This window comes from Candidatus Nitrospira nitrificans (assembly GCF_001458775.1).
GTDB classification, from domain to species: Bacteria; Nitrospirota; Nitrospiria; order Nitrospirales; family Nitrospiraceae; genus Nitrospira_D; species Nitrospira_D nitrificans.
Genome location: NZ_CZPZ01000034.1, coordinates 96,561 through 111,009 on the forward strand (window position 1 = coordinate 96,561; position 14,449 = coordinate 111,009).

Annotated in this window: 10 protein-coding genes and 1 pseudogene; 3 read left to right on the forward strand and 8 right to left on the reverse strand. The window is 59.3% G+C overall.

Annotation, left to right across the window (positions count from 1 at the left end; translation table 11 throughout):
* Window positions 1–17 precede the first annotated feature (17 nt).
* Window positions 18–551, reverse strand: a pseudogene (locus COMA2_RS17680) (transglycosylase domain-containing protein); the annotation flags it as partial.
* A gap of 209 nt (window positions 552–760) precedes the next feature.
* Between COMA2_RS17680 and yihA the strand changes: the two are divergent.
* The gene (gene yihA, locus COMA2_RS17685; protein WP_090901540.1) at window positions 761–1,381 is read left to right on the forward strand and encodes a ribosome biogenesis GTP-binding protein YihA/YsxC; all 621 of its coding nucleotides are present in this window, start codon (window positions 761–763) and stop codon (window positions 1,379–1,381) included.
* 7 nt (window positions 1,382–1,388) lie between these two features.
* Here yihA and COMA2_RS17690 read toward each other — a convergent pair whose 3' ends face one another.
* The 4 genes from COMA2_RS17690 to rfaE2 all read right to left on the reverse strand — a co-directional run bounded on the left by COMA2_RS17690 (window position 1,389) and on the right by rfaE2 (window position 7,371).
* Window positions 1,389–2,393, reverse strand: coding sequence for a peptidylprolyl isomerase (locus COMA2_RS17690; RefSeq protein WP_175304701.1), 1,005 nt, complete (start codon window positions 2,391–2,393; stop codon window positions 1,389–1,391).
* 99 nt (window positions 2,394–2,492) lie between these two features.
* On the reverse strand, window positions 2,493–3,389 hold the full coding sequence (locus COMA2_RS17695; RefSeq protein ID WP_090901545.1) for a peptidylprolyl isomerase: 897 nt from the start codon (window positions 3,387–3,389) through the stop codon (window positions 2,493–2,495).
* A 25-nt stretch (window positions 3,390–3,414) separates the two neighbouring features.
* A complete protein-coding gene (gene mfd, locus COMA2_RS17700) occupies window positions 3,415–6,885 on the reverse strand; it encodes a transcription-repair coupling factor (protein ID WP_139077470.1) in 3,471 nt (1,156 codons plus the stop codon).
* Window positions 6,886–6,888: 3 nt separating this feature from the next.
* Window positions 6,889–7,371, reverse strand: a complete 483-nt coding sequence (rfaE2, locus tag COMA2_RS17705) for a D-glycero-beta-D-manno-heptose 1-phosphate adenylyltransferase (RefSeq protein ID WP_090901550.1) — start codon at window positions 7,369–7,371, stop codon at window positions 6,889–6,891.
* Between the two features lie 233 nt (window positions 7,372–7,604).
* Between rfaE2 and COMA2_RS17710 the strand changes: the two genes are divergently transcribed.
* Window positions 7,605–10,766, forward strand: coding sequence for a response regulator (locus tag COMA2_RS17710; protein WP_175304703.1), 3,162 nt, complete (start codon window positions 7,605–7,607; stop codon window positions 10,764–10,766).
* 29 nt (window positions 10,767–10,795) lie between these two features.
* Here COMA2_RS17710 and COMA2_RS17715 read toward each other — a convergent pair whose 3' ends face one another.
* From COMA2_RS17715 to COMA2_RS17725, 3 genes are read right to left on the reverse strand one after another with little or no spacing between them, the layout of a single operon-like run.
* Window positions 10,796–11,491, reverse strand: coding sequence for a SprT-like domain-containing protein (locus COMA2_RS17715; RefSeq protein ID WP_090901556.1), 696 nt, complete (start codon window positions 11,489–11,491; stop codon window positions 10,796–10,798).
* Entirely contained in the window at window positions 11,488–12,477 is a 990-nt protein-coding gene (locus COMA2_RS17720; RefSeq protein ID WP_245631095.1) for a GSU2086 family protein, read from the reverse strand. The genes COMA2_RS17715 and COMA2_RS17720 overlap by 4 nt, the downstream gene beginning before the upstream one ends.
* Window positions 12,461–13,039 carry a D-sedoheptulose-7-phosphate isomerase gene (locus COMA2_RS17725; protein WP_090901562.1) on the reverse strand — a complete coding sequence of 193 codons (579 nt, stop codon included), beginning with the start codon at window positions 13,037–13,039 and terminating at the stop codon, window positions 12,461–12,463. Before COMA2_RS17725 ends, COMA2_RS17720 begins: the two co-directional genes overlap by 17 nt.
* A 109-nt stretch (window positions 13,040–13,148) precedes the next feature.
* Between COMA2_RS17725 and COMA2_RS17730 the strand changes: the two genes are divergently transcribed.
* A complete protein-coding gene (locus COMA2_RS17730; RefSeq protein WP_090901566.1) occupies window positions 13,149–14,405 on the forward strand; it encodes a TIGR02710 family CRISPR-associated CARF protein in 1,257 nt (418 codons plus the stop codon).
* The last annotated feature ends 44 nt before the right edge of the window (window positions 14,406–14,449 follow it).

Consider the following 14,449-nt stretch of genomic DNA (forward strand, 5'->3'; position numbering starts at 1 on the left):
TTTTTCGTCAGATGCTGTTCGAGGGAGCGCGTGATCAGTGCTTCCCGCGCTTTTCGGAACAGGGACCGTTCGGATGACAGGTAGAGGTTTTTGGCCAGCTGCTGGGTAATGGTGCTTCCTCCACGCTTGAATTCGCCTGCTTCGAGATTGTATTTCGCGGCCTCTTTCATTCCTTCCCAGTCGAATCCTTCGTGAGTGAAAAACGAGGCATCTTCAGCTGCCACGACCGCATGGCGAAGGTGAGGAGAGATACGTGAGAGCGGCACCCACATCCACTGCCGTCCGCTCGCGTGACGTTGTTTCGTCGCCTGCGCCTGTCGAGCATCCATCAGGGCCGTCGAGGTCGGGTTGGTCTTTGCCAGGAGGTCGGTGTCGGGAAGCATGATCAGCCAGCCCATGACCAGGAGGCCCAACGGAAGTCCGATGAGTGCGGTGCTCCAGAGGAGCACACGAGTCACCCTGCGCCGGCCGGTTGACTTGGGCGGAGGAGGGTCGTATGTGTAGTGACGCAGAAAGGTCGGACTGTGATCGGACTTCTGTCTTGCATCCATTGATCAGCCTAACCCGCACTATTCATGAACGCTTCTACTGCAATCGCGAATTCGCTGCTACGACGAGCCTTCGGCGGGCAGGTTCGCCCTTCGCAACCTCGACATACTGTTTCAAGTATGCCTCGCTTTCTCAGGGCTCCGCGTGCCCGTCTCGCAACGCGACTTCGCCATATCGCCACGAACCGTCATGAATACTGCGGGGTAACGACATGAAAATCTTCGCCGCTGAGTTTATCAAAAGTTGTCTGTCTCCAGAACAGTTTCCTGCCGGCACTCTCCACGAGGTGGCCTTCGTGGGGCGCTCCAATGTGGGCAAGTCGTCGTTGATCAATTCGTTGCTCAATCGTCGGGATCTGGCAAAGATCAGCCGGACGCCGGGCAAGACGCGGGCCGTGAACGTGTTTCTCGTCTCGACCTCCGACCCGGATCTTTCGCAATTCCATCTCGTGGACCTGCCCGGCTATGGATTCGCCAAAGTGTCGAAATCGGTCCGCACCCAGTGGGGGCCGCTGATGGAAGACTACCTTGTCGGTCGAGCGTCGTTACTCGTGGTCGTGATGTTAGTGGACAGCCGGGTCGCGACCGATCAGGATTGCCAGACACTCGCGTGGCTTCGTTCGATCCACCGGAATCCCCTCGTCGTTGCGACCAAGGTCGATAAGTTGAAGCCCGGCGAACGGGTCCGCACGCTCAGCCAGACCCATCGAGCCTTAGGACTCGCCGAGGGGGAGATGTTGATTCCGTACTCATCGGTGACCGGGGATGGGCGGGATCGGATGTGGAGAGCCATTCGCGACGTGGCCGGCAGCCTTCGCGCGGATGTTTTGTGATCTCCGTTTATGGTGATGACCGTACAGGCTGCGACTGAGCTTTATCGGCCGCTTGTTCGAACTTGATCTCGATGTAGGCCTTGTTCTTGAGATCCACCAGCCACGACTGATACATGTCGTCGCTCTTCCGCTGATAGACCAGCTCCTGCACTTCTCGCCGGACGTCCTCGTATCGGCGAAACTGTTTCGGCTTTCTGTCGTCCATGCGGATGATCTGGATTCCCTCAGGGCTCTCGATGAGATCGGAAATCCCTCCAGGCACTAACTGAGCGACGGCCTGTTCGATGGTCGGGATGAGTTCCCCTTGCCGGACCAATCCGAGTCGTCCGCCCTGTAAGGCGTTGGCGCCGTCGGAGTACCGCATGGCGACGTCTTCAAACTTGTCGCCTCGTTTCAAGTCGTCCATGGCTCGGCGGGCCTTGGTCAAGGTCTCGGCCAATCCATCGGAGAAGCGCGGTCGAATGAGGATCTGGCTCAGTTGGTATTCTTCGGGAAGCGCGAACCGGTCGCGATGTTCCTCGTAGAACCGCTTGAGCTCGGAGTCTCCGACGGTGATGTTGCCGCGAATATGCTGGTCGGTGACCCGCATGAGGAGGAGCTGGTCGCGAACGGTCTGCAGATCGCTTGGATTGGCGGTGTCGAGGGGGCTGCCTTGCCGCTTCATCTGCTCGAGGGCTTGCTTCACTTCCAGATCGGAAACTTGAACCTTTTGAGCCTTGGCTTCCTGCAGTTGCAATCGCCGCTCGATGAGCTTCGTCAGGGCCATATACTCCGCTGTTTTCAACCGTTGGGCGAGGTCGCTTCCGGCGTGCTCGCGGGAAAGCCGCTCGTGCTCCGTTTCAAATTCACGCTTCACATCCGACCACATGATCAATTCTGAATTGACGATGGCGACGATGCGATCTTGTAGCCGGGCCTCGGAAAAGGCCGGGGGCCACAGCGCGATCATCAAGAGGGCGAGCGGCAATTTGAATCGGACCAGCCGATCCGATCCGACCGATGCGTGTCTCATGGTGCGTTCATCTTGCGGCAGAGAGCTCTGATGCATGATTCTACACGAAGCGGCGGGTTGGTGGATATCGAGTAGGTCGGCTTTTGCAACATCCTCGAGTCAGCGTTTCCCGGTGTCCTCGGTGATATGGCGGGAGGCTTCGGCAAAGCGAACCGCGGCATTGGCTCGAATGTCGGCGATGACTTCTTCGAATCGTTTGCGGCGCTTATCGGACAATAATTCTTGTCGGAGTCGTTCCTGCGTCGCCAAGTCGGCTTGGATGATGGCTTCGTCGAGCGGGGTCAGCACGACCAGGTAATAGCCGTGGTCGGTCTTAATCGGCGCGCTGACGATCCCAAGTTTGAGGGTGTGAATGACGGCATCGACCTCGGGGGGGACCAGACCTTTCCGGTAGGGCCCCAGCTCGCCGCCCTTCGATTTCGTCTTTTCGTCGATCGAGTAGCGCTGCGCAAACTTGGAAAAATTACCGCCGCGATGCACCTGTGCTTCCAGGTCCTTGGCGGCATACACATTAGGGAGCAGCATCACCGAGACATCGGCCTTCAAGGGATCCAAGAGCTGGCTGGCGTGCTTTTCATAATAGGCGTCGAGTTCGGCCTGGGTGAGCTCGACCTTGGATTGGAGCTTGTCTTTCAGCAGCTCGTCGAGAATCAACTGTTCCTTATACCGCTGTGTCTTGTCTCGAATGCTATCGTCTTGATCGAGCCCTCGGCGACGGGCTTCCTGCATCAACAGCTCTCGGGTGATGAGTTCGTCCAGGAATCGTTGCTTGCCCCCCTCCTTCTCGTAGCGGGAGCGCGTGGCCTTGGAGAGTTCGCCCCACCGAAAGTCAAATTCGGTTTGGGTGATGGCTCGCCCATTCACCAGGGCGACGACCGGTTCTTCATGTCGCTCGCCACATCCGGACATCACCGGCCCCACACCGGCTAAGAGGCCGGCGAGTAGTCCAGGGAGGCAATATGTTCTTCGGAATATGAGTAACCGGAAGGGCATCATAAGTTGCGGCGCCAATCGATCTCGCTTACGAGACAGTCGTATCCCTTTGGATGGTCTTGGTATCACAGAGATCGAGGCTTTGCAAGATTGCGTTGAGTTCCGAAAAAAGCGAGGGCCAATCGCTATGACGCATCTGAATTTCGAATGCGACGGGGCTCAGGAGGCGCAGCCGCTTCTTCAGCTGATCCATCAATCGGTGGACGGAGCTCTCGGGGATGACGGCCTTCGGGTGGAACACAACTTTGGTCGTCTGGTCGTGCACCTCGATCGAAGCCAGGCGAAGACGTTTGGCGTGGGTCTGGAGTTGCATGACTTCAAGCAGTCGCTCGACCGGTTCCGGAGGGGGACCGTAACGGTCCTGAATCTCCCCATGCAACAGAGCCAGCTCACCGATCTGACCGCAAGCCGTCAGCCGTTTATAGAGGGACAGACGGTGGTGCGGGTCGGTCACATATTGTTCCGGAATAAACGCCGAAACCGGGAACTGCAATGTCGGGTCGGGGTCTTCCTCGATCACATGCCCCTTCAACCGCTGAACTGCCTGCTCCACCATTTGCATGTAGAGATCCAACCCGATCGCGGCGATATGCCCCGACTGCTGTTTGCCCAGAAGATTGCCGGCCCCTCGAATCTCAAGGTCCGCCGCGGCGATACGGAACCCGGATCCCAGCTCCGTGAACTGTTGAATCGCGATCAATCGCTTCTGGGCATCGCCGGTCAATGTCCCTTCATCGGGAATCAGGAAGTACGCGTAAGCTTGCTCTCCGCCACGCCCGACTCGCCCGCGTAATTGGTACAACTGCGCGAGGCCGAACAGGTCGGCCCGATTGACGATGATGGTGTTGGCGTTGGGGACATCGAGCCCGGACTGGATGATGGCCGAAGCGATCAGGACATCCGCCTCGCGCTTCACGAATTTCAGCATCACGGCTTCCAACGGCCTCGCATCCATCTGGCCGTGGGCCATGACCATCCGGGCTTCGGGAACCAATTGATGCAGCCATGCCCCGATCCGTTCCATGGTTTCGACTCGATTGTGGACGAAATAGATCTGTCCGCCACGCCCGAGTTCACGCAGGATGGCGTCTCGCACGGCCTTGTCGCTGAACCGGACCACTTCCGTCTTGATCGCCAGTCGTCCGGCCGGCGGGGTGTCGATGATCGAGAGATCCCGCACGCTCGACATCGCCATTTGCAGGGTGCGCGGAATGGGAGTGGCGGTCAGCGTCAGCACGTCGACCTGGGTGCGAAGTTGCTTCAGGCGCTCTTTATGTTTGACGCCGAACCATTGTTCTTCGTCGATGATGACGAGGCCAAGTTGTCGGAATGCCACGTCTTTCTGCAGCAGACGGTGCGTGCCGATCACGATGTCGACCGTTCCCGCGCCGACATCCTTCAGAGTCGCTTTGGCCTCCTTGGGCGATTGAAACCGTGAGAGCAGCGCGACGCGCATCGGAAAGGGCGCGAATCGCTCGGCGAAGTTCTCATAGTGTTGATGGGCCAGGAGCGTCGTCGGCACCAGCACCGCCACTTGGCGGTCATGCTCCACGGCCTTGAAGGCCGCGCGCATGGCCACTTCGGTCTTTCCGTATCCGACGTCCCCGCAGACCAGCCGATCCATGGGTTTGGTCGACTCCATGTCGCGGCCGATGTCCGCGATGGCCCTGAGCTGATCCGATGTTTCCTCGTATTCAAAGGCGGCTTCGAATTCGTGGTACAGGGTCGTCGTCGAGCCGTAGGCATTCCGTTTCACCAGTTCGCGGTTGGCGTAGAGATCGATCAGCTCTTGCGCCATTTCCTCGATGTTTTTCTTCACCCGCGCGGTGGTCTTGGCCCAACTGGTACCGCCCAGGCGATCCAGCCGAGGGACATGGCCTTCGGCTCCGCCGTACCGTTGCACCTGATTCAATCGATCGAGAGGAACATAGAGAGTATCTCCGCCGGAGAACTCGAGAATCAGGAAGTCGCTCTCGAAATCTTGGACCGACAGGCGCTTGAGCCCTCGATATTTGGCGATGCCGTGCTGAACATGCACGACATAGTCGCCCACGTTGAGATCTTCCAAAGAGGAGAGGAAGGTCGCGGTTCTGCTTTTCGGTTGCGGTTTGTGGCGGGCGCCCTTTGCGAAGAGCTCTTCTTCCGTCAGGAGCGCGAGCCGAAAGTCTCCGGAGAGAAACCCCGCCGACAGATCGCCGTGCAGCACATAAAACGGTCGCTTTCCGGTTCGCTGGCTTGACCAGGCCGTCGGGTTCCACGGGTCGGCGGGTAAATCGTGTTCTCGGAGCAGGGCGAGCAAGCGGTCGACTTGCCCGCGGCTTCGGGCGACCAAGACGACCCGATGTTCGTTCCGGAGCCCTTCTAACAGGCTCAGGGTCTGGCTGAAGGCGGTACCCCTGATTCCGAGTCCGATGCTGCCGGGCGTTTGGGCGGAAAACACAAACGTCTGATCCCAGGTCGCGTCGGGCGCCGCTAGGGGCTCAAGAGCCAACATGGGCCAGGGCGCGATCCGCTGTTGGATGCCCTCCCAGGTGAGAAAGAGCCGTTCGGGCGAGGGATACGGCTGGGTGGCATCCCGGTCGACATGACGGAGATAGCCGTCGTCGATCTTCTCCCAGGCAGTCTCGCAGGCTTTTTTCAGCGCATCCAGTTGATCGAGCGCGAGGAAAGGAACCGCTGTGAGATAGTCGAACAGGGTGTCCATGGAATCGTACAGGTCAGGGCTTCGCCACTCCGCATCCGCTTGGATCGGCACGATCGCCTCCGGCGCATGTGGAGGCCGAACGAATTCCCGCGCCGGCAACACCCAGCCCTCGTTCAATTTTGTGATGGAGGTCTGGGTCGAGGCGTCGAACAAACGAATGGATTCGACATGATCCCCGAGAAACTCCACCCGGACCGGATTCGCGTACGCGGTCGAGAAGATATCGATGATGCCGCCACGGACGCTGAACTCTCCAGGAATTTCCACGACGGACACCCGCCGGTATCCCAGGCGAAGGAGGTTGGTGATCAGTGACTCCCGTTCGAAGGCGGCACCCGTTTGGAAGTGGAAGATCGCCTGCTCGAAGGTCGAGCGTGGGATGACACGATGCATCGCGGCGGCGACGGAGGTGACGAGGATGCTGGGCGGGTTGATGAGCAGGCGATGGAGTGTCGTCATCCGGTGCGCAATCAATCCGACATGCGGCGCCGTCGCTTCGTAGGGAAGTGTTTCCCACTCCGGGAACCACGCCAGGTCCTCGACCGGACGACCTATGAGTCCATGGAAGAAGCACAGGTCATTGAAGATTCGTTCGGCCGAGTCGTCGTTCGGAGTCACTACCACACAGAGACCGGCTCGATCCGGAGTCGCTTGGGGGATGTCGTTCAGTAGGGTCAGGGCGCAAGCCGCGGTCGAGCCGTGCGCCCCAAGCAGACAGGCGCGAGCTTGTCCTTGGCTCAGTGCCGAACGAAGGGGGACAAGCCAGGCTGGGGGTTGGATCTGAGCTTCAGACACGCATCACTTCACAGCCGAGCGAATGCGCTGAAGAAGCCCCGTGGTCGACATGCCGGGAACCAGCGGGATCGTCTTGACCGCACCTCCGCGAGCTTCGACAATTTCCCGGCCGATGATCTGGTCGATCATCCAATCCCCTCCCTTCACCAGGACGTCCGGTTGGACGGCCGCGATGAGCTGGAGCGGAGTGGGTTCGTCGAAAATGACCACAAGATCCACACAGCCTAAGGCGGCCAGCACCTCAGCCCTGTGTGCTTCCGGCACGATGGGCCGGTCGGGTGCCTTGTCCAGCGTACGGACCGAGGCATCACTGTTGACCCCGACGACAAGGACATCGCCGAGGGCCCTGGCGGCTTGTAGGTATCTGGTATGTCCGACATGCATCAAGTCGAAACAGCCGTTTGTGAACACGATCCGTTTTCCGTTTGCCCGTTCACCGGAAAGCGCGGAGAGGAGTCGATCGCGTGGCAACACTTTTGTGATCATGCTCCCATCATACCGTGCAGATCGCCCTGTCGGCTACATGGAAAGAAAGTCGGACTGGACGGTGCCCGCCGTCCGGGGCTCGTACATCCTTTCGTGATGCACACGATGTTTCAGCAGAATCCTGGTGTTACCGGACCGGTTGCCACATAATGAACCGATACGGCACATACCAGACTCGAAGGCCTGGGCAAGGGACTTGGGCTAGAGTCACGGATGTGCTTGGAGCAGGGGCGATGATCGTGGATGGCGTGAGTATGGTCTGGATTATTGCAGCGGCCAATGTTGTGCTGGTCGCTTCCTTGATCTTCTTTCTCATACGGACCTCCCAGCGAGCACGCCGCGCCAGGATCTGCGCGGAGGCCGAGAGACTCCGCTTCCAGGAAAACGAGCAGCGGCTCCGGAGTATTTTGGAAGCCGAACCCCATGGGATCTTGGTGATTGGGCTCGACTACCGGGTGCTTCAAATCAATCCTGCCGGCTGCCTCTTCTTCGAAGCGGGTTTTTCGGAAGAGATTGTGGGGACCGATGTTCGAGCGTATCTCCAGGCGAACGATTGTCCGCGGATCGAAGAAATGCATAAGGCGGCCGGGGAAGGCCGAGAAACCTGTGGGAAGGGGCGGCTCGTTGGATTATCGGGGCAGGTGCGGTGGGTCGAGATCACATTCGTCCCACTGCCGGCCGGCGACGGCACCGTGCAAGCGGTTCTTAGCGTCGTCCGGGACCTCACAGAGCAACGGCGCGCCGACCGTCGGCAAGCGCTTCAGCACGCTGTGGCCAAAGTGCTCGCCGGCGCCTCCACCGTCGAACAAGCGGTTCCCGACCTTCTCCAGGCCATTGTCGTGAATCTCGATTGGCATGCCGGGCTATTCTGGCGGGTGCAAGAGGACCGGCGAGCCCTTGTCTGCGCGCAGAACTGGTCGATCGATGCAGCGGTAGGGCAGGAATGTATGGGCGGTCGTCGGCAGGCGGCGTACGCTGCCGGGTCCGATCTGCCGGAGCATTGTTGGGCCCGCGGCGAGCCACTGTGGGTGGAGGATCTCGCGCGAGACCCCATGGCGGCACCCGGGCCTGTCGAAGCGACGGGCAGGCTACGCGCGGCCTGCGCGTTCCCGATTTGGCTGAGGGCTAATGTATACGGCGTCATAGAGCTCTTCAGCCGCGAGCCTCAGGCTGAGGATTGGGATTTGCTGGGAACCTTGGGCACGGTCGGCAGACAGATCGGCCTGTTCGTCGAACGAACTGAAGTGGAAGCGGCGCTGCATGAGAATGAAGCCCGGACCAGCCTCATTATCGACACGGCGCTCGACGCCGTGATGACGATGGATCACATGGGTCGGATTACCGAGTGGAATGCCCAGGCCGAGCAGATGTTCGGCTGGTCGGCATACGAGGTGATCGGGCGTGATGTCGCCGATATCATCTTTCCGCCATCCCAGCGACTCAGCTATCGCGAGTATGTTCAGCGGCTCCTTGAACTCAGGGATGGGCCCCTCCCGAACCGGCTGGTCGAAATGATCGGTCTCCGGCGCGACAGCCGGGAGTTTCCAGTGGAAATCGCCATGACGCCGTTAGCCGTCGAGGACTCCGTCATCTTCAGCGCGTTTATCCGAGACATCACGAGCCGGAAAGAAGCGGAGCAAGCACAGAAGAATTATGCCCGACAGTTGGAGCATGTGAATCAGCAGCTGGATGCCGCTTTGAGGGAAGCTAAAGCCGCCACCGAGGCCAAGTCGGCGTTCCTGGCGACCATGAGCCACGAAATCCGGACACCGATGAACGGCGTGATCGGCATGACAGACCTCTTGCTTGATACGAAACTGACCGACGAGCAGAGGGAATCCGCTGAAATCGTTCGAACCTGCGGCAATCACTTGCTGACGATCATCAACGACATTCTCGATTTCTCCAAGATCGAAGCGGGAAAAATGGATTTGGAGACGATTGAATTCGATCTTCGTCTTGCCGTCGACGAGTCGTTGAACCTGGTGGCCGAACGGGCGTCGTCCAAAGGGCTCAATCTGGCCTGTCTCTTCCATGCCGATGTGCCGCGCGATCTGCGTGGTGATCCGGGTCGACTCCGGCAGGTGGTGATGAACTTGACGGCGAACGCCATCAAGTTTACCGAACGCGGCGACGTGGTGGTGGAAGTGACGGTTGAGGCTCAATCGAAGGAGGATGCGAGGATTCGCGTTGCCGTCACGGACACCGGCATCGGAATTTCCGAGCAAGCCCGCGAACGGCTGTTTCAGTCGTTCAGCCAAGCCGATGGGTCCACGACGAGGAAATATGGCGGGACCGGCCTCGGTCTTGCGATTTGCAAACGTCTGGTCGAAATGATGGGAGGAACGATTGGGGTGACGAGCCGGGTGGGGGAAGGAAGCTGCTTCTGGTTTACGATGAATTTGCGCAAGCAGGCGGAAGGCTCCCGCAGTGCCGATCCCGTTGCCGCTGTGCTGGCGGGTCTCCGCATCTTGATCGTCGATGATAAGGCCATCAATCGAAGGATTGTGGAGCTGATGACGAAGAAATGGGGCATGTTGCCGACACTGACTCGCAGCGGCTCCGAGGCGGTGGATGTGTTGAGTGGTCGGCCCGGGCAACCACGGTTCGATCTGGCGCTGTTGGATATGGATATGAGTCCGACGGATGGGATCGAATTGGCGCGCGTGATCCAGGCGCAAGCTGAACGAAGCGAGACCAAACTTGTGCTGCTCACGTCGTTCGGTCGGCGGGGAGATGCCAAGACAGCCAAAGAAGCCGGACTCGCAGCCTATCTGACCAAGCCGATTCGTGAGCGGCAGTTGCATGATTGTCTCGTCGCGGTCCTTGCCCAGCGCCCCGGCAGCGCAGGTCAGTCGACCATGGGAGATTCGCCGCCGCTCATCACTCGGCATACCCTTGCGGAGACCAAGGCCAAAGTGGATCTCCGTATTCTTTTGGCTGAGGATAACATCATTAATCAAAAAGTAGCCGTTCGCCTCTTCCAGCGATTGGGGCATCGAATCGATGTCGTGGCCAACGGGCGTGAGGCGGTCGAGGCGGTGTCTCGCATACGCTACGACGTGGTGTTCATGGATTGCCAGATGCCGGACATGGATGGCTTGGAAGCGACAGGGATTATTCGACAACGTGAAGCGGCCGGAACTGTTTCGAGTTCCGGGTTTCCGGTTTCGGGTCTAGAAACTCGAAACCACAAACTCGAAACTCCCCACCGCGTGCCGATCATCGCCATGACCGCGAACGCCATGCAGGGAGACCGTGAACGGTGTCTGGCGGCGGGGATGGATGATTATCTGCCAAAACCTATTTCTGTGGACGCGCTGGCTGGCGTCCTGAGCCGAGTGAACCAGGAACAGGGACGGCCCAGCCCGGAGAGCAGTCAAGAAGCCGCGTAGGCTGCATCTCCAGCAGTTCCCCCCCTCTCTCAGGTCAACTCAAGCGTCAATTGTTCCGGTGCTCCGGCACGCTTCGTCGATCCGGCTGACCGAGGTGATGGGTCCGAGGCCTGAGTCGGGTAGGGCGTGGGATGATCCTCGATCAGTTGAGTCGGCGACACGAGTTCCTGCAAGGCGCCTTGGCAGGATCCGCAGTGATGACGCTTGGGCTGGATCGTTCTTCGGTGCCGTTGATACAGTCGCCCGCAGTCTTGGCATCGCCAGGCGAATTTCGATAAGGCCAGCACTTCCTTCTCCAGCGTGTGGTAGGTCGTCACGGCGACTTCTCCGGATCGATTCATCTGTGCCATCTTCCGCAAAAACTCCAAGCCATGATCAGGTCGACGTTTCAATACATCGAATTGCCATTGATGAATCATTTCATGAGCCAAGGTGTTGAGCAGTTCCTGTTCCGCGTATGGTGTCCGCGCGGCGAGCTGTTCAAAGAGCGGGAGGGACAGGCGAATTTCTCGATGACTGTGAGTGAGGGCGGGAGGGAAGAATGCCTTTGAGCCTTCGCGACAGGCAAACATCCCGACCGAGGAGGTCAAGCGCTGACTCCAGACGATCTCGATCGGCTTGAGTGCACCGGAAAAGTACTGTGTGTTCAAGCGCTGCCAACGAGCTTGCAGGCATTCCGAGGAAAGGACCACTGAAAGGCTCGGAGCGGACGGGGTTGGGCTCATCCCAATTCCTCCAGCACGGCCGCCGCGAGCAACGGCAGCATGATCTCGTGGTGACCGGTCAAGGAATAGCCCCGGCCGCCTTTTTGCGTGGGGCGACGCACGACGTTGGTCTGCGGCCGGTAATGGGAGAGAAAGTCCATGTTCACGGTCGTGATATCGGCGATCGGATGGCCGAGATTTCTCCCTAACGACAGTGTTTTCAGAAAGACCTCCGGCAGAATCACAGCCGAGCCGACGTTCAGATAGACGCCACCTTCCATCCCGGCGACGACAGCGGTCAGACGCCTGAAGTCCAGGAGAGAAGTGGCTCCAATGGCTGCGCCGTCCGCGGAGGGGTGCATGTGGATAATGTCGGTTCCGACCGCGACATGCACGGTCACCGGAATTCCGAGTGTCGCTCCTGTGGCGAGAATGCTGACGGCTCGATTCGGGAATTGATCGGCTGTGTGGTTGATGTAGCGTCCGATGGCTTCACCCAGTCCATGGCCGTCCTTCGCGCCACGCGTGATGGCTTCATTCAGAATCCGCCCCGTTTCCTCCGCCATGCCGAACCGCCCCTCGTCGATCTCGGCATCGACTTCTTCGGAGGTGTGACCCATGAGGGCCAATTCAAAGTCGTGAATAATTCCGGCTCCGTTCATGGCCACGGCCGTGACGATGCCACGTTCCATCAAGTCGGTGATGATCGGGGAGAGGCCCACCTTGATGACATGGGCGCCGATTCCGAGGATGACGGGGCGACGCCGTCGATGTGCTTTCACGACGGCCTGGGCGACGGCCCGCAACGTTTTGACCGCGAGAATGTTCGGGAGGCGGGCATAGAATGTCGAGAACGTCCCCCCGCGTTTCCACGGCGCGGCCAAGTCCGAAAGCCGGACCTTGCTGTGCCGTTTTTTCAGCGGATAGGTCCTGAGATCCGATGCATTGATCGGAGGGATCAAGGCGGGAGGCCGAGTCGAGAGAGTCCGGTCAGGACGCTTTCCCAAGGAAATGATCCTCTACCAATTCGCACAGGACATGGCCGAGCGTGATATGGCTTTCTTGAATCCGAGACGTAACCGTCGACGGGACGACGAAGGGATACTCGACCAACCCGGCCAGCTTTCCGCCGTTGGCGCCGGTCCAGGCGATCGTGGTCAAGCCACCGTCGCGGGCCGCCTCGACCCCTTTCAATACGTTTGGAGAATTTCCGCTGGTGCTGATGCCGATGGCGATGTCGCCTTTTCGTCCGTGCGCGCGCACCTGACGGGCAAAGAGTTCCTCATACCCATAGTCATTGGCGATGCAGGTAATGGCGGCAATGTCCGTCGCCAAGGCAATCGCGGGTAGCGGCATCCGGTCGCGCTGGTATCGCCCGACAAACTCCGCCGCAATATGCGCGGCATCGGTCGCGCTCCCGCCGTTGCCGAACAGGAGGACTTTATTGCCGTTCTGGAAAGCTTTCGCGAGGAGCGCCGCGACCTGCACGATACGATCGGCGTGATCCTGCGCAAACTGCTGTTTGACTCTGGCGCTGTCCGCAAAAGCCGTCAAAACAATTGTTTGCATGGTCGCGATTCTAGGGAAGGGCGTCTAGGCTGTCAAGGACGAGGGCCGTCTCACTGTTCCCGTGCATCAAATTGAACGCGCGTGAGCGCGATGGTATAGTCGTCGCGCGATGGCACAAGACCAACCCATCAAGACGCTCGTGGTTGCATTGGTCGATGATGCGGCAGCGGCGGTCTATTCGATCAACAGGCTCAACCCGGAAGCCCTGTGTTTCGTGTTGCCTGAAGGAAGCAAAGCCTTGGTGGAATCGGCCGTCCAGCCGAAGATCCAACAGATGCCGAGGCGGTGGGATTGGATCGTGATGGCGGACGCCACGGAGTTCCCAGCTATCTATCAGACGATTGCCCGGTCGTTACCGGATCTCATGCGGACATGGGAGATACAGCCGGGAGAGCTGGTGGTGGATCTGAGCGGAGCCACCCCGGCGATGGCGAGCGCGCTCACCTTGGTGGCGCTCCCATGGACTTCCCGGGTGGTCGAGCTGATTCAGGCGCGTGAGGGTCAGGAGGGCGATTGTATCGAGTTGGGTCCAAAGAGGCTCGTCTGGACCCAGAGTAATCCATGGGACGAGCAATCGACCGTGTCACGTCGGGAAGGATGCGAGTTATTTAACCGGGGCCTCTTTCACGCAGCGGCCAAACTGTTCCATGGCGTGGAACTGCGGGTGAGCGGCGGGCAAAAGCCGCTCTATCGCGCCTTCACCGATTTGGCCGAGGGCTATGAGTTATGGGAACGGTTTCAGTACCGTCAATCCTGGGACAAGTTGAGGACCGCGACAAAGGCTCTGGAGATGGCTTCGTTGTGGGGCGGGCCGACCGGATTGAAAGCGATCTTGCCTGCGCTGAAGGCCAACGCGAGTTTCCTGGAGAAGCTGGTGTTGGACCCTGCGGAGGTCAAAGAATACCTGGCGCTGGACTTATTGGCGCATGTGGGCAGGCATCTCCATGTCGGCCATGACCCCGAAGGGGCTATGACAGCGCTTGTTCGCGCGCTGGAGGCGTTCGCGCAAGTCCGGCTCTATAAGGCGCACAAGCTCAAGAGTTGGGATGTCTCGCCCGAACAGCTCCCCCAAGCGCTTCAAGAGACCTGCCGCGCCTGCTATCTCGAGGACATCGACGGCAAATATAAGTTGCCGCTCCAAGCGCAGTTTCGTGTATTGGCCGGGCTGGGCGATCAACTGGGCCAAGCTTTTCTCAAGGAATGGCCGAAGATGAAGCCGTTGCTGGATGCGGCCAACCACGCGGTGTTAGGGCACGGCTTCGAGCCGATCAAAGCGGAGCGAGTGCAGCAGCTTTATGATGTGGTCATCAAGCTGTCGGGCGTCAATGAGACATCGTTGCCGAAGTTTCCGGTGCTCACTTTCTAGAGTTAGAGAATCAGAGGCCGGTTTGAGTACTACCGATTATAGGG

Excerpts from the sequence above, each read along its gene's own strand:
- yihA (WP_090901540.1), top strand. The coding sequence starts at position 761 with ATGAAAATCTTCGCCGCTGAGTTTATCAAAAGTTGTCTGTCTCCAGAA.
- COMA2_RS17690 (WP_175304701.1), bottom strand. The coding sequence starts at position 2,393 with ATGAGACACGCATCGGTCGGATCGGATCGGCTGGTCCGATTCAAATTG.
- COMA2_RS17695 (WP_090901545.1), bottom strand. The coding sequence starts at position 3,389 with ATGATGCCCTTCCGGTTACTCATATTCCGAAGAACATATTGCCTCCCT.
- rfaE2 (WP_090901550.1), bottom strand. The coding sequence starts at position 7,371 with ATGATCACAAAAGTGTTGCCACGCGATCGACTCCTCTCCGCGCTTTCC.
- COMA2_RS17710 (WP_175304703.1), top strand. The coding sequence starts at position 7,605 with ATGATCGTGGATGGCGTGAGTATGGTCTGGATTATTGCAGCGGCCAAT.
- COMA2_RS17715 (WP_090901556.1), bottom strand. The coding sequence starts at position 11,491 with ATGAGCCCAACCCCGTCCGCTCCGAGCCTTTCAGTGGTCCTTTCCTCG.
- COMA2_RS17725 (WP_090901562.1), bottom strand. The coding sequence starts at position 13,039 with ATGCAAACAATTGTTTTGACGGCTTTTGCGGACAGCGCCAGAGTCAAA.
- COMA2_RS17730 (WP_090901566.1), top strand. The coding sequence starts at position 13,149 with ATGGCACAAGACCAACCCATCAAGACGCTCGTGGTTGCATTGGTCGAT.